The 22,495-nt window shown below is 54.2% G+C and carries 11 protein-coding genes; 2 read left to right on the forward strand and 9 right to left on the reverse strand.

Going from position 1 to position 22,495, the window contains the following annotated elements; translation table 11 throughout:
• Positions 1–112 precede the first annotated feature (112 nt).
• The 7 genes from OLTU_RS11085 to OLTU_RS11115 all read right to left on the reverse strand — a co-directional run bounded on the left by OLTU_RS11085 (position 113) and on the right by OLTU_RS11115 (position 16,242).
• Positions 113–4,783: a type I polyketide synthase gene (locus tag OLTU_RS11085; RefSeq protein ID WP_141732823.1), complete on the reverse strand. Its 4,671-nt coding sequence runs from the start codon at positions 4,781–4,783 to the stop codon at positions 113–115.
• Complete coding sequence (locus OLTU_RS11090) at positions 4,780–5,577, reverse strand: serine aminopeptidase domain-containing protein (protein ID WP_141732824.1); 798 nt, start codon at positions 5,575–5,577, stop codon at positions 4,780–4,782. The genes OLTU_RS11085 and OLTU_RS11090 overlap by 4 nt, the downstream gene beginning before the upstream one ends.
• Positions 5,574–11,804: a non-ribosomal peptide synthetase gene (locus OLTU_RS11095; RefSeq protein WP_218109976.1), complete on the reverse strand. Its 6,231-nt coding sequence runs from the start codon at positions 11,802–11,804 to the stop codon at positions 5,574–5,576. Before OLTU_RS11095 ends, OLTU_RS11090 begins: the two co-directional genes overlap by 4 nt.
• A 196-nt stretch (positions 11,805–12,000) precedes the next feature.
• Positions 12,001–12,804 (reverse strand): hydroxyacylglutathione hydrolase, encoded by an 804-nt coding sequence (gene gloB / locus OLTU_RS11100; protein WP_141732826.1) that lies wholly within the window; start codon positions 12,802–12,804, stop codon positions 12,001–12,003.
• A gap of 78 nt (positions 12,805–12,882) precedes the next feature.
• A complete protein-coding gene (locus tag OLTU_RS11105) occupies positions 12,883–14,070 on the reverse strand; it encodes a hypothetical protein (protein WP_218109977.1) in 1,188 nt (395 codons plus the stop codon).
• Between the two features lie 73 nt (positions 14,071–14,143).
• On the reverse strand, positions 14,144–15,058 hold the full coding sequence (locus OLTU_RS11110) for a hypothetical protein (RefSeq protein ID WP_141732828.1): 915 nt from the start codon (positions 15,056–15,058) through the stop codon (positions 14,144–14,146).
• A 407-nt stretch (positions 15,059–15,465) separates the two neighbouring features.
• Positions 15,466–16,242, reverse strand: a complete 777-nt coding sequence (locus OLTU_RS11115) for a tRNA threonylcarbamoyladenosine dehydratase (protein ID WP_141732829.1) — start codon at positions 16,240–16,242, stop codon at positions 15,466–15,468.
• Between the two features lie 483 nt (positions 16,243–16,725).
• Here OLTU_RS11115 and OLTU_RS11120 point away from each other — a divergent pair, with 483 nt between their 5' ends.
• Complete coding sequence (locus OLTU_RS11120; protein ID WP_141732830.1) at positions 16,726–17,496, forward strand: DUF3025 domain-containing protein; 771 nt, start codon at positions 16,726–16,728, stop codon at positions 17,494–17,496.
• Between the two features lie 249 nt (positions 17,497–17,745).
• Complete coding sequence (locus OLTU_RS11125; RefSeq protein ID WP_141732831.1) at positions 17,746–18,273, forward strand: response regulator; 528 nt, start codon at positions 17,746–17,748, stop codon at positions 18,271–18,273.
• Positions 18,274–18,301: 28 nt separating this feature from the next.
• Here OLTU_RS11125 and OLTU_RS11130 read toward each other — a convergent pair whose 3' ends face one another.
• Both OLTU_RS11130 and OLTU_RS11135 read right to left on the reverse strand, forming a co-directional pair.
• On the reverse strand, positions 18,302–21,748 hold the full coding sequence (locus OLTU_RS11130) for a hypothetical protein (RefSeq protein WP_141732832.1): 3,447 nt from the start codon (positions 21,746–21,748) through the stop codon (positions 18,302–18,304).
• Positions 21,749–21,887: 139 nt separating this feature from the next.
• Complete coding sequence (locus OLTU_RS11135; RefSeq protein WP_141732833.1) at positions 21,888–22,475, reverse strand: c-type cytochrome; 588 nt, start codon at positions 22,473–22,475, stop codon at positions 21,888–21,890.
• Positions 22,476–22,495 lie beyond the last annotated feature (20 nt).

The raw sequence follows: 22,495 nt of genomic DNA on the forward strand, positions 1-22,495 counted from the left end.
TCAACCCCTTGGACTTTACGACGCTGGAAGCTCGCTCCGTGTCGAGCCCAAGAGGATTTTGAAGGAATTTGAGGATTTTGTCCAATCACGTTCTTTTATGCAAGCCTATGAATTATTCACAGGCGACCTGCCAGTATTCTCCCGATTGATCAGGATTTTCGATAAAAAGGCCGGGTTGACCCTCACTGTCCAGCGCAAGGAAGGCCCCACGATAGCGAGGCATACGCAGGACGCCGTGATCGTTTGCGAATTCAATTTCGCCTTCGTGGACCAGTCGATTCAGAAAGCCTGGCAAGGGTTCCATGGGGGATTTAATTGGCGAAGCGGCCAACGGATCAGGCGTAGTTATTTCATGGGACCTGGTGTTGCGATCCGCAGCGCTTTCCGATTGGACTGAAGCTGCGGGCGGGCCCATGGCTGGCAGGGCATTGGAGCGGCCGATCAGTCCGGTGATCAGCTCGATCTGCTTGTTCATGAGCACCATTTGCTGTTGCAGCAAGATGCTGATACTCGGAGTGTCCAACGTGGATGGCATGCTTAATTGCGGTGACATCGCCATTGGCGCGGTCGCGGCATGGGCCGGAACATCTTGCGGGAGAAGGCTTTGCAGATGAACCGCGAGGGCCTTCAAATTCTGCAATTCGTTTTGCAGCATGTTGACATTCATGTTGATGCCCCATTCCTTTTGCATTTTGAGGGACCATTGGGTCAGGACCAGCGAATCCAGGCCAAGGCTCACCCACGATGCCTCGTGCGCAATTTCATGGACTTCCAGTCCACTGATCTGAGCCAGGGAAGCCGTCAGTTTTTGCAACCAGGGGTCCGGCATCGGCGCGCTCGTCTGCGGCTCAGGAGCCGTCACAGCTGGTGCCGGGCGGATGGAGGTGACCTCGCGGTTCGTCAGCGTCCTGGGCTCGAGCCACAGTTTTTCACCGAGGAAGGGATAAACCGGAGCGGAAATTACGCGGCCCTGATCGGGGACAAAGAGCAGCACACCATAGTTGGCCATTTCGCTGATGCCTTCGGCAAACGCAACATCCTCCCCACCATGAATGGCACTTTTCGGCAGAAGCGCCTGCGATGGCCAACGGCCTTCGTCTCGTAGAATCTGCTGTACGAAGCGGCTCAAGGCATCGCGCGGTCCCACCTCCACAAAAAGGGCTTCATACTGGGTGGCCGCATACTGCACAGCGCTGAGGAAGTTGACCGGCTGGCGAATCTGGTTCACCCAATAATCAAGAGCCATCGCTTCGTCATCGCGAAGCCGCTGGGCGGTGACTGTTGAAATAATCGGCAGAGTCGGTTTGTGTCGCGGCAAATCCTGGATGGACTTGCGGAATTCCTCAAGGACCTCGTCCATCATGGCAGAATGGAAGGCGTGCGACGTTTCCAGTGCTTTGAAGGCCAGGCCCTTGTTTTTCAGAATGGGCATGAAGGCCTCGACGGCGGCACGTTCCCCACCGATTACACAGGATTCATTGCTATTGATGACACAGACACTCAGATCCGAAGGGACAAGGCTTTGCATTTTTTCGCGGGAGGCGCGAACCGCCAGCATGAGTCCAGGGGATGCGGACTGCATAACGCGGGCGCGGTGATAGACGAGATGCACAGCATCCTCGAAGTGGAAAACGCCAGCCACGGTAGCCGCTGTGATTTCACCAATGCTATGTCCCATGACGGCTGCCGGCTTTAATCCGCAGTCCAGCAAACTCTGCGCCAGGGCCCATTCCATACAGAACAGCGCGGGCTGAGTATAGATCGTGGAATTGAGTAGCGGTCCGTGCTCGGATTCGACACCATCCAGAGCATGCGTCAGATCCAGATCGAAGCGCTGTTGAAAGGCTGCCAGAGCCCTATCATAATTTTGCTTGAAGCGTGGCCAGGCTTGCGCCAGTTGGTGACCCATGCCTGGGTATTGACTGCCTTGACCCGGGAACATCACCAGCACGGGTGGCTCTTTTTCGGGATAAAAGGCCGCGTTTTTCCTTAAACGCGCGAGAGCCTGTTGCCAATCCTTGGGTCCACGCCCGGTCACGCTCTGTCTATGCGAAAAGCGGGACCGATAACGGCCCATGGTATAACAAAGATCGTGCGGTGCCAGATCAGGATCGTGCCAGGCAGCATTCAGGGCATCCTGCAGTCTTTGATTCGCCTGGGGATTGCGGGCTGACCAGGTAAGCGTTAACCAGGGATCGAAGGGATTCGCATCCTGCTGTCCCGCTCTCGAAGCCGGAGCTGCTTCCAGCAGGACATGGGAATTGGTGCCGCCGACTCCAAACGAGCTGACGCCGGCACGCCGTGGGGCATCCGCCGGCCAGGTCTGGAGACTGCGGGGAATATGGAACGGGCTCTGACCCAAACGCAGTTCAGGATTCAAAGGCCAGGCATGCAGGGCCGGTGGAATTTCGCCTTTCTCCAGAACCAGAGCGGCCTTGATCAAACCTATGGTACCGGCTGCTGCCGTCAGATGACCGATATTGGCTTTCACGGAACCCAGAGCGCAGAAATGCTGATCCCGAGTGCTGCGTTGAAAGACCTGACGCAGACCTTCGATTTCAATCGGATCGCCGATGGGTGTGGCCGTGCCGTGGCATTCGATGTAGGACACGGTACGCGGGGACCAGCCGGATCGTTCATAGGCTTTGGCAATGGCCTGAGCCTGGCCGTCGACACTGGGCGCCAGAAAACTGCTTTTATTGCGTCCATCGTTGTTCATGGCCCAGCCATGGATCACACCCCGAATGGGATCACCATCCGCCAGGGCCTTGTCGAGGCGCTTGAGGACCACCACCGCGCTGCCATCGGAGAACAGGGTTCCCGTGGCGTCCTCGGCAAACGGACGACAGTGACCGTCACGGCTGAAAATTCCACCCTCCTGATAGAGATGACCGCTCGCCATCGGCGCATTCACGGATGCGGCGCCGGCGAGAACAAGATCCGCCTCATCCGTCAGGAGAGTCTTGATGCCTTCCACCACCGCGACGAGGGAGGTGGAGCAGGCGGTATGAACGGAAACCGCCGGGCCTTTCAAATCCAGATAATAGGCGATGTGGGTGGCCACATAATCCTTGTCGTTCCCCATCTGGGCGAAGAATTCCTCTTCGGAATGCGGCGTCGCATGACCCTGCATGAGGTTGCGCGATTGATAAGTATTGTTGCCGACGCCCGCATAAAGACCAATGCGCGCGGACTGACGCCGATGAGCCCAGCCGGCATCCTCGAGAGCCTGCCAGCAGGTTTCCATGAGAACGCGTTGCTGCGGATCCAGGAAAGCAGCTTCACGGCGGCTCATGCTGAAAAACTCATGATCAAAGCGATCGCCATCGATCACACCGCGCGACGCCACATAGTTGTGATGCCTGATCAGGCTGTCCGGAAGGGAGGGATCGAGTTCCTCGGGTTTGAAATGAGTCAGGCCTTCGCGTCCTTCCCGTATCAGAGACCAGAATTCCTGCACGTTGCGAGCGCCAGGAACCTTGCAGGCATAACCGATGATGGCCACAGCTTCATTGGACACAGCGCGATCCACCGGCCGATCCGTGGGAAGCGGCGTGACGCCAACGGAAGGGGCGGTGTTGTCGTCCTTCTGCATGAGGAGGGCTTTGGCCAATTCCCTGGGGCGCAGGTGAATATAGAGCAGGGTAATGGGGACCTGACGGCCCAGCTTCTGACTCAGCATCTGCGCGGCTTTGATCGCAAGGATGGAGTTGCCGCCATAGTCAAAGAAATTATCATCCAGTTCAAGACTGGCTGGGAATATGACCTCGTTCATCGTTTCGAGCACAAGCTTTTGCATGGGCATGACTTCTGTCGCATCGTGCGCCGGCGCCTTTGCCACCGGCATGGCGGGCATTTCTTCCACGCTGGCCACGGGTTCAGGGACGGTGTCCGGGGCGCTTTCCAACGCCACCACTTCGGGTTCTTTTGCGGCCTTGAGCGCGGCGATCTCGCGATCCATCATGGGCTTCAGGAATTTCTCCTGAACCCAGAGCTGCACAAGACGCAGAAAGCGCTTGCGATCCTCGATCAAGGTGAAAAGGTGATCGACGTCCGGCCAGAATTCGAGCTGGAGCTGCTTGCCAAAGTTGACGCCACGGAGCATGGCCTTGAACTGATTTTTATAGCCATACCAGGGCTGAAAGCCGCCTGTATAGAGGACCAAAAGTTCGGTGCCGCGATCCACCAGCTTTTGGGTATCGCTCACGGCGTCGGCAGGCGTTGGATAATTGGGATCCAGAAAATCATTGACCGGATTCAGCGCCTGACGTGCGGTCCAGGGCAGGAGCGTGCGTACGAGGACACGTTTCCAGCGGCCCGAGCTGAAGAGGCGTTTGAGAAAAAACTGCAGTTCATGCCGGAAGGTTGGATAGACGAAGCTGTCGACCATCACGAGGCCGCGAATCCTGGGATCCTGACGCGCATGATACCAGGCGTCAACGGCACCCGAACAGATGCCGACCGAAATGAGACTCTTGATTTGATATCGGTCCTCAAGGATTTGAGCCGCATCATTAATATCACGGGTAAAAAGCTCTTGAATGGAGGCATCGTGTTCCGCAAGATCGCTATCGCCAAGACGGGAAAGATCGAAGCGGAGCACAGTGAAGCCGAGCTGGGCTAGTTTTTCAGCCATTTCCACATGCACACGGAAGGGACCGATGCGATGTGAGATGCCTGTGTTCCACAGCAGAATGCCCAGAGGTCGCGGCTGATTCTCCGCCTCGTGGATCACACCGATCAGGTGTTCGTTTCTGCCAAAACGCAGGGCAATTCTAGTCATTCTTGTGTCTCCCAAAGAGCCTGAATCCGCCGTAGATGGGATGAAGGGAAGGCGCGAATTTTAATGTAGCGCTCATCGCTCCAGGGCATGGGTTCCCCCACATGCTGGAGATCAATCGCGCAGCCCTCCCTTTCCCAAATCTGACAGATATCGCGAACGATCGGATTGGTGGCGCTTAATATCACATGGGTCTTTTGAGCCCGCGGCTTGAGGGTGGCCGGACTTACGGCTGCAATCTGGGAACGCCAGGATTCCGACCAGGGAAAGCCCCAGCATTGTTCCTTGCCGTAACGCCAGGACGCGAACGGGGGCTCGGTTGAATTCAACTTAAACATCCGGGCATGCGAGCCTTCCATTTCATGCAGATAATGAATGCCGTCCAGGACCGGATCCCAAAGGACCAGACGGTCCACGGTGAGCTGCTCACTGGCCCGGATGGCCAGCGCTGCACCCAGGCGCAGACCAAGGAGCGAGAGACGCGTATCCGGCGCCTGCTGCTTCGCAAAGTCGCAAACCTGCTGAAGATCCTTCAGCCACTGATCGATCGAAACCGAATCGGACGCCCCGGTGGAATCTCCGGTGCCACTGTAATCAAAACGGACGACGTGACAGCCATTGTCCTGCAGACGTCGCGCCAGCTGACCCAGAGCGGCCTGAGCGCGCATGATTTCCTGCGGCGCAGGTGGACAGATGACTATGGTATCCCGGGCTCCACTTTCCGCGGGATAGTGCAGCGTGAAAATCTGCTGCTCCATGGTGTTGAGAAAGAGCGGCTGGCTTCGGAGTGCGCTCATGATCTTTCTCCTGTAATGCGACTATTGGCCGGTCTGTCCCCTGGCAACTGTGAGGCGAGCTGCGCGAGATTCATCAGGAGAAGATCCCGCACCTTAAAGCTGGCCCCGAGTTCCTGCTGGCAGCGATGAAGAACCTTCAAGGCCAGGAGGGAATGACCACCCAGATCAAAGAAATTATCCGAACGGCGAACTTTTTGAATGCCAATCATGTCCCGCCAGATGGCAGCCAGGAGCTCCTCATTGAGGCTGAATGTTTCCCCGGAGCCTTTCGCGGTGCCGGCTGATGCTTCCCGTTCCGGCTGCGGCGCGGGGAGAGCTTTCTTGTCAATTTTTCCACTACCCGTAAGCGGAAATTGCGGAAGAATGACCAGATGGTTAGGCAGCATATAAGGAGGGAGGTTCTGTCTGAGATTCTGCAGCAGCGTGGGCAGAGCCATGGTGCGACCCTCATGACAAACCGCATAGGCCACGAGACGCTGATCACCGGGCTGGTCCTCACGCACGATGACAACCGCCTGTTTGATTTCCGGCAGGTTTGCCATGCAGCTTTCGATTTCCCCGAGTTCGATGCGGAAACCGCGCAGTTTGATCTGATTGTCCTTGCGGCTCACATATTCAATCTGGCCATCGGCCCGATAGCGGCAGAGATCGCCGGTATCATAAACACGGGCATTGGCTTTGAATGGATGCGGGATGAATTTTTCAGCTGTCAGATCCGCCCGATTCCGATAGGCACGGGCCAAGGCCGGTCCACCGAGATAGAGGGAGCCGATCACGCCTGCGGGCAGGGGACGTTTCTGATCATCGAGGATATAAGCTTCATACTGGGGAAGCACGCGGCCGATGGTAATGGGCGCCTCGGCATTTTCGATGCGCGAAACGGTGGCCCAGACCGTGGCTTCCGTCGGTCCATAAACATTCCACAGCACACGGGTTCGGGACAGCAGCTCACGAGCCAGATCACGGGGCAGGGCTTCCCCGCCGCAGAGCGCCGTGAGATCCGACTGACCAAACCAGCGGGACTCAAGAAGCAAACGCCAGGTCGCGGGTGTCGCCTGCAGGAGATTGATGTGATGATCATTCAGGGCTTTGATTAAAGCCGGACCATCCATCACCTTTTCCTGTTCGACCAATGTTACCGTACCACCCCAGGCCAGCGTTCCGAAAATTTCGAGCACGGATATATCAAAGGAAATCGTCGTAATCGCGAGCGTGCGTAGATCCTTGGGCATCTCCACAGCCGCCTGGAAGGAATTCAGAAAACAGGCCACAGCCTGGTGCTGAATTTCCACGCCCTTGGGCTTGCCGGTGGAGCCGGAGGTATAAATGATATAGGCCAGGTCCGTCGGAGCAGGCCGAGGGCCCTGATCGTGATCCGGGTTGAGATGGCTCCAGCTGCCTTTATCCCTATCGAGACAAAGCAGGGGGACGGTTGTGCCGCGCAGCAGATCCACCAAAGCCGATTCCGTGAGAATGAGTTTGGCCTGGGCATCCTCGATCATGTAAGTCAGACGATCGACCGGGAAGAACGGATCGAGCGGCAGATAAGCGGCACCGGCACGCAGAGTGGCCAGCATGCCGATGATCAGATCGAGTTTGCGGCTGTGGCAGATGCCTACAATCGAACCCGGCTGAACACCTTTTTGCCGCAAAACCTGAGCCAGCTGTTTGGAACGATGATCCAGCTCGCGCCAGCTGATGCTGCCTCCATTCAGGTCGCGGACGGCCACCTGCTCCGGTGTAGCCCGCGCACGGGCCTCCATGATATCAGGCAGTGTTTTGTCAGCCGGTTCCGGCAGGATGCTTTGATTGCGTTTTAGAATCAGATCCTCGAGCTGCGAGGGCGATACCAGCGTTGGTTGCAAGAGGGTCTGTTCGGGATTGGCCAGCAGGGCATCGAGGAGCTGTCGGAAGGTTTGCCCGAAACTTTCAACCGTGCCCTGTTCCCAAAGATCCACGCGGAAATTGAAACCGGCATAGGTGTTCTGCGCATAGCGTTCCACCCATAGGATGAGGTCGGTATCCACGGTGTTGCTGGACAGACGCAGATTTTCGACCTGCGTTGAACCGAATTGAATGCGCTGCAGCGATTGATCCTGATAGAAGAACATCGTGTTATAGAGAGGCGTACGCCCGGCATCCCGCGGCAGTTTCAAGGCGGCGACCAGGTTTTCAAAGGGCAGATCACTATGGGTCATGCCTTCCGTGGTGATGACCTTCACGCGTTCCACGAGTTGCACGAAGGTCATGTCTGCATCCAGCTTCTGACGCAGAGCCACGACATTGATGAAGTTGCCGAGCAGTTCGAAGACTTCGACCTGCTGCCGGCCATGCACGGGTGTGCCGACCACGAGATCGTTTTGTCCGGACAGGCGATAGAGCAGCGCATAGTAGGCACTGAGGAGCACGTGATAGACGCTGCAGCTCATGATTTTGGCAACCTGCTGCAGCCGCGTGTCCACACTCCGATCCCAGGGAATCCAGGCGGTGGCCGCCGCGTGATGCAGCTGCGCGGGTCGGCTGAAATCATAGGGCAGTTCCAGAGGTTCCGGCAGGTCCTGGTAAACTTTGCGCCAGTAGTCCATCGCTTCGAGAACGTGCGGAGACTTCAATTCCTCCTGACGTTGAACGGCATAGTGGGAATAGTTGAAAGCCGGTGGCTGGGGAAAGGCTCGACCGGAGACCAGAACCTCCTTGTAGAGGCGCTGGATGTTTTTCCAAAGTACACCGTAGGAAAATCCATCCCAGAAGATGTGATGGGTGATCAAGAAGAATACCGTTGCATCCGTGTGCAGACGGAAGATGCCCATGCGGAAGTTCGGGACCTGCATGGGGTCGATTCTTTCCTGTGAGAGTTTGACGATGGCAGCCTTGACTTCATCCAACGTCATGTTGGATTTTTCGCGGCCATAAATGCGAAGTTCAGGAGCAAAGGGTGGACTGATCTGAAGCTCATAGCCTGCCTCAGTTTGAACGACTGCCATCCGCAGACTGTCCTGTTCCATGATTAAAGTCTCGAGGGCGCGACGGAAGGCTTGAAAATCCATGACGCCCTGGATCAGCCAGGCACCAGCCAGATTGTGGACGGTGGTGCCAGGGTAAAAGTCTTCCACGAAGAGCATGCGGGCCTGTGATGGCGTGATCGGCACCGGAGCCTCTTGATGCGGTGTGACCAGCTGGATCTCAGGTGCATACGGTGCAGGAGATGGTGCGGTGGCCTGCATGGAGAAGTCCATGGAAGCTGCGGAATACTGATTCTGCGTTGGAGCAGGCGTGGATGCCGCAGAATACGGCTTCGGCGTTGCCGTTGTTCCGGATGCCATGGGATTCTGTGGTGCCACGGTTCTGGTGGTGACCGAAATCTGTTCGACTGATGCTGCAGCACCGGACGGCGGCATATCCGGCTCGGCTAGAGATGGCTGGACGGCCTGAGGCGCTGGGACCGCAGAGTGAACCGCAGTGGGAATGGGCACGACATTGTCGGCAGCCTCCCCTGCGCCCGTCGATCGCATTTCCAGTGGATGCGGCAGCTGCTTGCGATCGGTTTTACCGTTCGGCAGCAGGGGCATTTTCGGCAGCACCACATAGTGGGCTGGCAGCATATAATTGGGCAGCTTTTCCCTCGCCAGCTGGCGGATTTTTCTTTCATCCAGTGGTGCCGTGGTGGTGACGTAAGCCACCAGCCGGGGATCATCAGGACCGAAGTCTTTTACTGCTGCCATGCACTGTTCGATGCCAGGCAGGGTGGCCAGCACAGCTTCCACTTCACCGAGCTCCATACGATAACCGCGCAGTTTCACCTGGTGATCGGCACGACCGAAAATCTCCAGTTCGCCGTTCCACATGAAGCGGCCGATATCCCCTGTTTTATAGGCCAGAGCCGCCAGGGAAGGTATCATCTGAAAACGTTCAGCGGTCAGATCCGGACGCCCGAGATAGCCGAGGGCCAGGCCTGAACCCGCAATGTAAATTTCCCCTTTTTCACCTGGCAACACTGGTTTCAGCTGTTCATCCAGAATGAAGACGCCGGTATTCGCAATAGGACGACCGATCGGAACGATGCCATCCAATTTTTGAATGCGATGCACGGTGCTCCAGACTGTGGTTTCTGTGGGCCCATACATGTTCCAGACTTCATCGACGATCGGCAGCAAGCGACGCGCGACATCGATGGGGAAGGGCTCACCACCGCAGAGAGCCTTGCGGATTTTCGAGCCTTTCCAGCCCGCATCCAGCAAAAGACGGAAATTGGACGGCGTCGCTTGAAAGAGGGTAATGCCTTCCTCTTCCACCAAAGAGCGCAGAAGACTTCCGTCCTTGCCTTCCTCCGCATTGACAAGATAAAGGCTCGCGCCACAGAGTAAAGGCAGAAGCAGTTCCAAAACAGCGATATCAAACGAAAGCGTGGTGATCGCCAGAACGCGATCGGTACGGTCCAGGCCGGGGCACTGCTGCATCGAAAGCAGAAAGTTCACCACGGAACGGTGCCCGAGCATGACGCCCTTGGGTTGACCCGTGGAACCTGAGGTGTAGATCACATAGGCAATCGATGAGGGATCCTGACCTGGATCCTGCCACTGATCCGCCATGTGCTCGGGAAGTCTCTGCTGGACTTCATTCCATATCCAGGCTTCGCATGATGATTCAACAAGGGGTTCCATGACGGCCTCACAGATGCAGCCTTTGACCTTCGCATCGTTCAGCATGTACTGCAGTCTTTCCGCCGGGAATGCAGGATCCAGAGGCACATAACCCGCACCCGAGCGCAAAACACCGAGCAGGGCCACGAGCATTCCAGGAATGCGCGGCAGGGCAATGCCCACCAGATCACCAGGACCAACACCCTTGGCGCGCAGCCAGAGGGCCAGCTGTTTGGATTGCATATCGAGCTGGCGATAGCTCATATCACCAGAGCGGCTGCGAATGGCCACCGCATCGCCAGCCTTTTGCAAAGGCATCGCCAGAAGCTGTGGGATGGTTTGTTCCAGCGGCCAGGCTTCATAGGTATTGTTCCATCTTTGCCAGAGAGGTAGAACGATATGATCGATCGGCAAGGCTTTAAGCGGCTGCTCCAAAGACTCGCTCCACATTTCCGCGAGTTCCTTCAGGATCGCGGCGAGACTCAATGGAAATTCCGCATCCCAGGCGCCATCAGTCCAGGTCAGGAAAGTTTCGCCATCCCCATCCGGGCAAAGCCAAAGCAGGCTTGTGGGACCGGCATCTGTGCTGAGGATGCGCAACTGCTGGGCTTCACTGGAGCTGGGCAGGAGGCCCACGCCGACCCAGAGTCCATCCGCCCAGGCTTTGGCTTCCGGATAGGACATCGGAACCCAACCGGTCTGGGCCGCCGAGCTAAGAATGTCTGTAAAATTCTGTTCGACCGTGCAGGGCACCGATATCGCTTCCCAGCCACTGGTTGCAGGGACATGGGCGGATTTGGGAAAGCGAAGACTGTTTTTATAGAGAATGGGGCCCACGTCCTCGGGAAAAAGACGCTGCAAGGCCGCCCGCATCAGCATCGCCGCCACGGTGAACGAGGGCAGGCCGAGCGTGCGGGCATGGACGCTCATTTTTTCCCAGGCATGAGCCGGCAGACGGAAGGAGCAGCTGCTGCCTTTGTCAGGGTCACGGGCTTTGCGCGGCAGCGTCGCCGGCAGATCCAGGGCCGGTGAAACGGTATCCTTGTGATAGCTGGTCCATGCGGTTTTCTGCAGAATATCCAGCCGGTCACGGGCCATGATTTCCCTTTGCGTCGGCGAGGGGGCCTGATTTTTGAACTGCAGTTCAAGATAAGCAAGAGCCGCATGCAACATGCTGGCGTCTGCAATGGCGGGATGCGCGACCAGGCAAACCAGAAATTCACCGTCTTCCTGAACGGCGACCAGGGCTTCCCAAAGCTGATTCTGAGTCGGATTCATACGCAAGAGGGCATTGATTTCGGAATTCCAGCCTTTGTGCAGAACCTGTTCCAAAAGTTCCGATTGATCGAGCAGACGCCAGTTGATTTTTTGATTTTCCCGAATGGAAATCGCCTTGTGCTGAGGACTGAGTGAGGCACGCAGGAGCGGGAAGAGCTCCGTCACGGCCTGCATTTTCTTTTCGAAGCGTGCGGCATCCCAGGTTTCTGTTATGCGAATCAAGGCCGCTTCCAGAGGCGGTTCATTTGTGTTCTGCCAGTTGCCCTGCCAGCCACGTGGCAAGGGAACACTGCAAACCAAACGCTGCACAGGAGTTTGGAGTTTCACTTTTTTGAAAGGCCATGTGCTCACAGTTCGCCTCACGAAAACCAGGTTGCTCGACCATTCCGCTCTTTTGTTTCGACGCAAGAGAGAATGATCTTTACTGGTTCGTAAGATGCCAAAAACCGTCAGCAGAAAAGGAGAGAGCTTTTCGATTATTTTTCAGAAAAGAACCAAAGGCGTTTCAACCTCTGAAATCATCCTTGCCGGTACGAAGCCAGGCGAACACCTGAGCCGGGGGCGTCTGCGGGAGATCGATGGCTTCCCGCATGGGCGATTGATCGGCCTGTAAAAAGGGATTGTAGGCAATTTCTGCCGCGAGTTGCGTCGGGACTGTGGGCTCGCCACGGTTGCGAAGCGTCTGCAATTCGGCCACGTAATTCAGAAGACCCAGCGAATAGGTTGGCAGGCTTTGCGCATAGCGGGCATTGCTGAGCGTGTATTCATGGGCGCAGCAGATGCGAGTGGTGCCCGGCAGACTGCGAATCTTCAGAAGGCTATTCCACATCTGCTCCGGCGTGCCTTCGAAGAGCCGCCCACAACCAAGGCCGAAGAGTGTGTCACCGCAGAAGAGTATGTCCGCTGCTGGAATATGGTACATGCAGTGACCCAGGGTGTGCCCTGGTGTGGAGGAAACTTCCACGCGCCACGATCCAAAGGCAAATTCCTCCTGATCCCTGACTGTTTGCGTGATGCCCGGGATGCGATCATGATCATAGTCGGAACCATAGATGGCACAGCCATAGCGTTCCTGCAGTTGAAGATTGCCGCCGACATGATCGCCGTGATGGTGCGTATTCCAGATGACATCGAGGGACCAGCCTCGGCTTTCCAAAAAGTTCAATACGGGCTGAGCGACCGCCGGATCGATGACCGCCGTCTGATGGCTGGGCTTGTCATAGAGTATATAAATATAATTGTCGGTCAAAACCGGCAGCTGAAAGAGCTGGAGTCCCTGAAGATCGCAAATAAGTCGATGAGCTGTCATGTTCGGTTCCTTCCGCAACAGGAACTCATTCTGAACTTTTTACGACAGTCCCGCAAGTCCGTCGATCGTTACAGACGGCTACTTGCTCACATAGCCGAGGCCGACCATGAGCGCGGTCAATTCATAGAAACCGGCGCTTGGCGTGTTCTCAGGACTTTCCGCAGTGCCGTGTATGTAACTGCCATAAATCAGCCAATCAGCGGGTTTGGTGTTCCATTCCAGGCCTGCGGTATAATGCGTGCGGTCCAGGGCTTCGAAATCCTGGGCACCACGTCCCTGCATGAGGACCTGCCCGGAGCCATCCATGATACCGGCGCCCTTGTTTTTTGTATAGTGGCTATAGGCGAAGGAAAGATGACGATGGGCCTGCAGCGCATAGCGCGAACCCAGCACATAGCTATGAGTATTGAGATACTCCACGGGTAGCGCGCCATTCACAGCCTGGGTCGGTGCCTGAGCATAAAGAGTGGCCGGCGTCCAGCGTTCATAGGAATATTGCGCGTAAGGTTCAAAACGTCCCAGAGGCTTGCTAAGCAGACCAGCCCCGTATAGGGTCGGTCGGTAATCGCGCCGATAAAAACTTTGTGTGTCGGAGCCGAGCGCCTTGATCTTCAACGTGTAATGCATATCGGTCGAGGGGCGGAAAATCAAGCCGAGCGTGCCCAGGGATTCGATTTCATAGCGTGCTCCCACGGCCAGATGCATCGAGCTTGAGGTATTCTGCAGCTCCAGGAAATCCTGACCGCCGACGCTGATTTTGGTGGTGTTGCTGCTGGTGTTGTTCAGAATGCTAAAGCCCAGGCAAAGGTTGGACATGACTTTGTACGCGGAGCCGATGCCAAAGCGAAAACCCTTCTGCGTGGAATTGATGTTGGCGCTTTGATACTGGCCATTCACGGAAATGGGGAAATCCTCGACCTTGACACTGCTGCCAATACCGGTCGGCACGAACATATAACCAAAGCTCAAGGGTCCTGTTTGATTTTTATAACTGCCGCCGACCGAAGTGAGCGGCAGGATCGGAACATTGATCGTTCCCGGTTTAACCGTCGTGCTGGGTGTGGTGACCTCGTATTTAAGATTGGTGGGGGCAAAGTCCACATAGGCATCGGTGGTGGGACTGGCCCAGAGGTTCGCGGGATTATGCAGCACGGCGGCACCGCTGCGGCTCATGATCACCCCGGCGCCACCGGACGCGTGCGTATAAGGGCCCTGATAGTCGAAGATATCGTTGGCCAGGGCCGGAAGGGACCCGCATGTCAGCATGAGGCCGATCCCTGTCACTATTTTCAGAAAGCCTGCCCGCAGCCTGCGCATCGCCGATCCCCTGTGTCAACGGTTACTGGGAGAACGTGTTGTAGGATTCCGTCATGGTGCGGCGACCGAGGGTCGTCACGGTTTGCTCGGCGGTGGCCGCCTGTCCACGGTTATCGGTCATCTGATGATTGACGGAAACGAGCTTGGTGTTTGCGCCTTCCCCAATCCAAAAGGAAACGGCGGTGGCCAGGATATTGTCAGCGTTATCCGCAGCACCGGGCTTCAGATAGCTCATCGAAGCGATCAGGGATTTATCAGCGTTCAGACTGACAAAATCCTGCTGCAGAATGCGGGTGTCGGCGACGTTGATAATACCGACCCGCACATTCAAATCGAATTGCACATCGTAGCTGCCGAGTTGATCGGCGCCATTACCTGGCGTGGCGGACAACTCAGTTTGCGTGACGGTGGCATTGCCCTCTGTGATGGTTCCCTTGTGAGTGAGATCACGTTTGGCAAAGACATCGGCGATCGGTTTAGGAACTTCCAGCACCGCCAGCAAAATAAATTCACTTATGCCGTTGTTATCCACCGACTTCACGATCACCAAAGGTGGGTTGGCGCCGCCTTTATAGGGAGCGGCCAACGCGTTGGCAAAGGCCTGGGAGGGTTGACCATTCACGCAGAGAACAGCCATCTCAGCCGCGTATTTCGCGAGACTCGGTTGATTGCCACAGATCATTTGAACTGCGGAAAGGCTTTCCTTGGCTATATCATCCGTATCGGCTGCGGTTTTGGTATCGGCTTCGCTCACCTGGGTGGCCGGGGTTCCGGAGGCATCCGCCGAAGCGTTGACAGTGCCGGTTGCGGCACCAGGTGTGCCCGCAGTGCTGCCTTGCGTTTCATAACGATTCTTATAGGGGTTCTTTTCATCCGCGCAGGCAAAGCTGAGCAGACCACAGATCACGAGGATCGAAGCGTGCATGGGGCGAAGCATGGGAGAGACCTCCTACCGTTGAGGGTGCCGTACCATTTTTGCAAGGATGAGGCCGGGAGGAGGACGTTACTTAATATATTGTAATTATTAAGAAAAATGTTATTGGCTGGGGGTGGAGGATGATCAGGAATTGCCGGTCGAATTCAGTCTTATGGGTTTACTGAACTTTAATAAGTGAGAATGATTTAAAAAAAACACTGGCACGAACCTGATGGCAAGCCATGGCCTTCGTGGATAGCGGCCAATTCTGGGTCATGATCCTGATATTAAAGAAGTTTTTGCTTATCCAGTGATTTCGGTTGCGCGATTACAGCTTTGAGAAAATCCAGATTCCATCGCTTCTTACCAGCTGCGTAAGCAGGGCGCGTGGCCCTAATAACGAATCCATTGCAGGAGCCAGGCCAGATTCAGGAGGCGGGAGTGCGGAGCAGCTCATCAAGCATGACCGATGCCGCGGCGAAACCGAAGGTGCCGGTGACAAAGCTCGCAGCGCCATAGCCCTGTTCGCAGCCGCCTTTGCCGCTTTGCCCGGGCTGAGGTTTATTGCAGATGCCGCCCTCGGGCGTGGGGAAGACGGGCGCCTCGGTACTGAAGACAGCTGGAATTTGAAATGGTCCGTCCTTGGGAAATTTATATTCCTGCCGCAGCTCACGGCGGACCTGTCGCAGAAGGCCATCATTGCTGGTAGCGGCGAGGTCGGCGACCTGGATTTTGGTTGGATTACGGCGTCCGCCGGCACCCCCGACGGTCACCAGGGGAATACGCAGCTGCTGACAGCGCGCGATCAGGAGGCACTTGTTTTTCAGGCTATCGATCGCATCCACCAGCCCATCGTAGCCTTGATTCAGAAGTTGCGTGGCGGTGCTGCTCGTAAAAAAATCATCGACAGCGTGCACATCGAGTTCGGGATTGATGGACCGCAGCCGTTCGGCCATCACCTGGACCTTGCTTCGTCCAATGGTTGGCGTCAGGGTATGAAGCTGCCGGTTGGTATTGCTGATGCAGACTTCATCCAGGTCGATCAGGGTCAAACGACCCACGCCAGTGCGTGCCAGGGCTTCTGCGGCCCATGACCCCACGCCGCCGACACCCACCACGGCCACGTGAGCCTGACGAAAGCGTTCAAGCGCGACCTCACCATAAAGACGCGCGATTCCATTGAAACGTTGTTGAAAAGCATCCATGACATTCTTCCTGTGAGCGTAAGGTAACTTTCCTATCCAACCTGGACGAGGCTGTCATTAGGAATTCCTCATTTGTGTCATAAAACCGGCCCGAAGCCTGCCCTGTTCAAAAAATACGCAACTCGGGCAAAGTCTTGCTGCGCACCGTCTTCCGAGGGGGGCTGGGGGACTTTTCCACCGGGCCTGTGGATAACCTCCGCGCTTTCTTCCACGCCACAAGTGATTATGTCCATAGGAATCAACATGTTCACCCGCCGCAGTCCTCACAGAACAGATCGTTCTTTTAACCTGGAGACGGGGGCCCCAACGGTTTATAAAAATAATGTGAATGATGCTCGACCCCCCTGACGCTGAGCAAGCAGTGGCAAGGTCGGGGCAACAGAGACAAGATGACATTCCAACACAAAAAAGCCCGCGGTTTCTTTTGAACCGCGGGCTTCTTTTATGTTAATTCTTGGCTTTCCGAGCATGGAGTGAGCCCGATTGTTTTATCCAGTCCAGAGCCTGCGTCTCATGGCCGAGCATCCGCGCCTCTGCCGTTTGTGGGCGCCTGTCCCCGAGGTCCTTGGACAGGAGGACTGGCCGGATGTTGGATACTGGCAGGAAAAATTCGATGCGCAGCCCTTCTTTCAAAATCTTCCGCATCCCTTGCGCCTGTTTCCGGAAGTGAAAATCGGGCAGCGACGCAAACGCAATCTCACCAAACACAAACGCGAGGCCGGGCGACCGACGCTGCGGCGCTATGAGAGTTCCATTATCGAGGATCATCAGATCCCTTTGCGCGAGCGGAATCTTCATGACTATTTTAATTCGCTCGTATGGCTGCAGTTTCCACGCGCGAAATATGCTCTGCATGAGCGAGCCTATCGTTCGTATTTGGAAACTCCTCCGGCTCTGACGGGCAATCTGCGCAATGATTTGACCGATGCGCTCACGCGTTTTGATGAAGGTGGTGTCGCGTATTTTATAGGGGCTGATGAAGACGCGCAGGCCGTGCGGTCGCTGCTGCGGAGTCTAGATAGTGAGGGAAAGCTGGCTTATTTGGTTTCGCGACGGGCTCAGTTTGAAGTCTTTGGGCATGGTCTGATGGAGGTCTGGAATCAGGGTGGGCGGAATTTAACCGCGAGCGCACTGGTGGTGGACAGCGAAGCAGGGGAGAGTCGTGATGCGGCGTTGGCCTCGGTGCTCCATTCGATGGATTCACCACGGAACCAGTTTGGAACGGTTTTGCTGGATTGCATCCTGGAAATTTAACCGTGATGATGCTTACGCTTGAGTTGACAAGTTCGCAACAAAACGCTCTGTACTCTCGAATGCAATCGGTTTGAAGGTTATGAACCTGTTCAGGTTGGACTTATGGCCGCACAAATTACCGAAACAACTGTTCACTCCGGTAGTTTTTAGTACATAAATCGCGTCAAACATTTGCCATGTGACATCGCAGGCTTTATTCCTTAGGGAGGGGGCTCATGATCGTTAATCCACGTTCAAGCGAGAGTTCACATGAAAAAGATTTCCAAATTCAAAGATGAATCAGGATTTGCCGACGTTAACGTCAACCCAGGAAGCATGGATGACGAACAGCCAGGCAGCATCAAAGGCCTCCGTATCCTCGTCGTGGACGATGACGGAGACGCAGCCTTGTTCCTGGCCCGCATGCTCATCAATGCCGGTGCCCACGTCAGGTGGACGACTTCGGTTCCCGAGGCTTTCGAATTGATGGATAGTTTTCATCCCAATTTGATTTTGAGTGATCTCGCCATGCCCCAGCAGGACGGGTTCGATCTGATTCGTAAGTTCCGTGCAGCTCATTCCGTTGATAAAGGGGGATTTGTGCCGGCGATTGCTGTCTCGGCTTATTCCAATGCGGAGGCGATGCAACGGAGTTTTGAAGAAGGGTACCAGGCGTTTTTTCCCAAGCCGGTGCAGAAGGAGTATTTGATTGAGGCGGTTGGGAAGCTAGCGTTGATTCAGAAGGGGTTGATGGGCTCGGCCGTGTGGCCGTCGATGCCGTTGAGTGGGGCGTTTTAGGGAAGGGGCCCTTTGGGGCCCTTTGGAATTAGGGGACCCATTCGGGGTCGAGGCGGCCGAGTTTGTAGGGGGAGCCGTTAGTAACGAACCAGATGCGGTCGAAGTTGTCGACTGTGAACCACCAGGGTTTGATTTCTTTTTGCGGTGAAATGTGCTTGAAATCGTTTAGATTGCCAAGCTTCTTCCATTTGCCATTGGCTCTTTGTATGATAACTGCACGTGGGCCGCTGGTTAAGATATAGGATTTATCCTGCCATTGTGCTGATCGAGAAATTCCGAACTCGCCATTGATCTTCTTAAACTCAGTCTCCGGCGTTGAAACTGTGGTTTCAAGGTTGACGCTAAAAAACAGCCGTTGATTTGTATTATTCAATGTTTCAAGAAGAATTTCAGAATCGTTCAACTTGACGACGAATTTGATACTTACAGCGGGCAAAGTACTTGCAATTTCCTGAAGAGATATGACCTTACTTACTTTTTCATTCAGGTCAAAGATAATTATCCTTTGGTTGGTCGCTATCAGTAGTTTTGACTTGTTTGCAATAGAATTCAATGAAAGAATTTTCTCGCCTTCAGAAAACTGAAAGTCCAGTGCGTAAGCGCCTTGCCCATTAAAAATGTTCACGGTATTGTCAACGAAATCAAACCACCAAAGATGCCCCAATGCATCTTCAGTACAATGCCACAGCCGACCCGTACCTAAATCTGTTGCAAAGTTCAGAGACTGCCCCGATTTTGCATTATATAACCAGAGTCCAGACATGCTTGAGACGCAAAATCTGTCTGACGCCAATGCTGTCACTTGAAGCGCTTCCTGGAATATGGCCGGAGCTCTTAATTTCTCAATATGATCCTCATGAATTTTCAATTGTGTTCCGTCAGAAAAGTTAAGGACGGTCTTACCTTCAGCATTGGACCAAGCCCCGTTGATGTGTCCTTCACTGGAGCCAGTCATACTTGAATCAAAAGACGAAATGAAGGTTGGTCTTATACGAGAAAGTCTGTGTTTGCTCAAGCTTTCTTCGATAAAATATAAGGAATCTCCTACCCGCACAGCAGAATTCCACAAGAGCTTTGTAGACATGCCAAAACTTTTAACTGGCCAGTAAAGTAACTCATTTGTCTTTTCAATGAATCCCTTATCTTCTAAAAGCACGAAAGTTTGGTTGAGGTTATTCATGATTGAATTTCTGCTGCTCATATCAGCAAGAAATTTTAACGGGTAAGCCATGGTCTCCCATTGATCAGTACTGAAACTAAAAATATGCATATCGGCCACAAAATGAGTAGGCTTTATGAACTCATTGGCGTCCAATTGTCCAATGTTGAACTTGGGAAGAGGCGCTGGGGATGGATAATGAACAAGCTTGCTCAACTCCACCTTAAAAAGACCATGATCTTTTTCTCTTGGGAGAACATAAATCCAGAGTCTCCCCTTGAAATCTTCGATAATATCAGGACTCGAATGTGGCCCAATGTCGAGACCAAGTGCTGTTCTCGTCCAGGATCTGCCGTCCCATGTAAAGAGATCCTTCGCTGTCGTTGCAGCGACATTCCCATTGCTGAGGACCTTCCAAACAGGATAGCTTGAGATCGCAGGATCTTCTGCAGCAGTAGCTAAGGGCAGTTGGACCCATTTGTTTCCAATGAGTTGAAATATTTGATTAATGTTAATACCCATGCAGTAGGCTGTTTCGTTAGGGCCCATATGAAAGTCACTGCAAGTGGGTATGAGATTGTCATCGCTGGTCGTCGCAATAGGAACAAGCTGAACATACTTATATCCATAGATATCGACCTTGAATTTATCGTCGTAGCGGAGAAGACGCGCTATTCGTAGTGAGCCATCAAGAGCAGTAGCGATGTGGTACTTGAAAGCATTGCGCTCGTCAGGTTTTAAACCTATCCAACGGCCTGAGACGAAGGTAGCCAATTCATTGGAGGCGCTTCCACTGAAGGTTCCAAGCAAGTCACCAGAAGGGTCCGCCCGAAATTTGATAAGACTTAATGGGGTATCGTCGATAGTGAAGTCAAAAATATCTTTCACCCAAGTAGACTGATTGATCCAGACTGAAGCCTGACCTTCGGCAGTGTGCCCAGCACCGTCTGTACTCCGGACAGTCAAACGTAAGCGCGATGAAAGAACCATAGGCTGATTAAGAACATCGACTAGAGTAAAAGCAACATGTTTGTCACAAGGTACAAAGTCAGCGAGCGATTTTCCTTCGCAGCGTCCTTCCGTGCAGAGGACCTTGTTTTCCGAGTATGTGTTCTCGCCTTTTATTTCAAAGTCAACTTTGCATTGCAAATTGATTTCAATTTCTGGATTTGAGAGCAGATTATGAGACGTCTCAATATCAGCCCTCAAAATTGCATACGGTTGGCGCAGGATGGATCCGGGCTTTTTCAGATCGTCGTGGGCCCAGGTAACGGCCAAGGTCGGTGGTGTGTCCGAAACAATAACGGTTTGACACGAAAGCGAGCTTCTTTTTCCTGCCTTGTTTTCGACGTAGACAAAATAGTCAAAAATCCCTGTGCTGCTCTCGGTACTAATCTGCGATACTTCCTTGAAGTTGGCGGGGTCTGAGCAGGCATTTTGAGGCTGACATGTTTCGCGGTTTAAAGACATTGCGAGGTTTGATTTCGAACGGGATTCTCGACAGGCAAAGAGCTTTTCAAAGGAGTTCTGGATGCCCCAAGGTAACCTTGCGCGTGGGGGAAAGACCAATTGTTTGGTGCTTGCGTCCAGTCCACTGACATAGACCTCTCCACGGAGGATATGGAATTTGCAAATTTTCTCTGATGATAATAGGAGCGGGCGGCTGTCGATTCCATCGGAAATATGATGTCCATAAATCTTGAGAAGATAGGAGCCTTCGCTGACATCGCGTATGTCTATGCTGTCAGGAAAACCGAGATCTGTCTGCCCCATCGGTTTGCGAAATAAAGTTTTGATCAAGTTGTTTTCATGTGTAAAGAGGTCGAGGCGGATATCAAGGCCGGCGACTTCAGAGGTGTTGACAAAGAGTGGCTGTTTTAGAGTTTCTGATGCGAAGATTCCTTCGTCGGGACAGGCGAGGAACGCCTGAAATTCCGGTTTCGGAGAAAGATTCAGCGCGAGCAGATTTCTTGAGTTTGTCGTTGGCTCGATACGTTTGGTTAACGACTCGCCATTTCGTGTGTCTACGACTTGGAGAAGTCCTGCTTCGCTGGGCTTTTGCAGGCAGGCCCGCGGCGTCATCGCAATCGGCTGATCTTCACCCTTGTCCTGGAGGAATCGCACTTTTATTGATGGAAGATCCGAATTTACATATCCGGTGTCTGAAGAACGCAGGAGCTTAATGTAACTGTTTTGACCGACACTGTCCTGAGGTATGCCGCATTCAATGGCGATATGATCTGTCCGATTTTTCAGGGCTTCACAGGCCAGGATGAAAAGGGGAAGGATTATAAGGTGTAACATTCGGTAGAGCATATTTCCCTCAATGAGGTCAAAAATACGCCCTATTACTACGTCAAATTGAAATGTTGGTCAAGTGTTAAATTTTAATGCTAATCGTCTGAAATTTCATAGGAAAAGTCTGGCCATAGGCCAGACTTAATGTGCTGATGTGTTAGGGGAGGGCTTTTATTGCAGCCTCGAGATCTGCGCGATTATCTTTAATTGCTGTCCGAATATTGGCTGGATGGTGTGCAGCTGTATCTTGATCTTGCCCTTCCAAATTTGCAAAAGAATCGAGAGCAACAGCACTCACTCCATGGCATGCTCCACAAGTGCCAGTCAGCAGTGCGTTGCCTTTGGCTGCGTCGCCAGCCCCTGCGGCAGGTGCATCGCCGCCACCAGTAGCACCACCTTTAAGATAGGCGGCCATGTTAGCGCCGTCCTTTGCAAACGTATCACTCAGCGAAGTATGAAAGGAAGGCTGAGATGTTACCGGCCCGCTTTTTGCGATTGAGTCAGCTTCATTTGCAGTGAGAACGCGACCCACTCCACCTTCAACGTGACAACTTGCGCAAGACGCCGCCAGCGCAGCCTGCCCTGCAGCAGGATCAACGGCACCACCGTTAGCATTGCCCGTATTATTGTTTCCAGCCACCGCAGCGGGCGCACCAAGCTGCTCCTTGTAAGTCGTCGCGGTCGGCGCTGTGTTGTTACAAGCCGCCGTCACCAACAGAATACCGACCAGACCTAGAACTTTCATTTTATCTCGCCCCCTCGTTG

Origin of the sequence: Oligoflexus tunisiensis (assembly GCF_001748245.1) — a bacterium.
In the GTDB taxonomy this organism is placed as follows: Bacteria; Bdellovibrionota_B; Oligoflexia; order Oligoflexales; family Oligoflexaceae; genus Oligoflexus; species Oligoflexus tunisiensis.

Bases quoted from the DNA above. Each gene is read 5' to 3' on its own strand.
- OLTU_RS11135 (WP_141732833.1), bottom strand. From the start codon at position 22,475: ATGAAAGTTCTAGGTCTGGTCGGTATTCTGTTGGTGACGGCGGCTTGT.
- OLTU_RS11090 (WP_141732824.1), bottom strand. From the start codon at position 5,577: ATGAGCGCACTCCGAAGCCAGCCGCTCTTTCTCAACACCATGGAGCAG.
- OLTU_RS11115 (WP_141732829.1), bottom strand. From the start codon at position 16,242: ATGGATGCTTTTCAACAACGTTTCAATGGAATCGCGCGTCTTTATGGT.
- OLTU_RS11125 (WP_141732831.1), top strand. From the start codon at position 17,746: ATGAAAAAGATTTCCAAATTCAAAGATGAATCAGGATTTGCCGACGTT.
- OLTU_RS11130 (WP_141732832.1), bottom strand. From the start codon at position 21,748: ATGCTCTACCGAATGTTACACCTTATAATCCTTCCCCTTTTCATCCTG.
- gloB (WP_141732826.1), bottom strand. From the start codon at position 12,804: ATGACAGCTCATCGACTTATTTGCGATCTTCAGGGACTCCAGCTCTTT.
- OLTU_RS11110 (WP_141732828.1), bottom strand. From the start codon at position 15,058: ATGCTTCGCCCCATGCACGCTTCGATCCTCGTGATCTGTGGTCTGCTC.
- OLTU_RS11105 (WP_218109977.1), bottom strand. From the start codon at position 14,070: ATGCTGACATGCGGGTCCCTTCCGGCCCTGGCCAACGATATCTTCGAC.
- OLTU_RS11085 (WP_141732823.1), bottom strand. From the start codon at position 4,783: ATGACTAGAATTGCCCTGCGTTTTGGCAGAAACGAACACCTGATCGGT.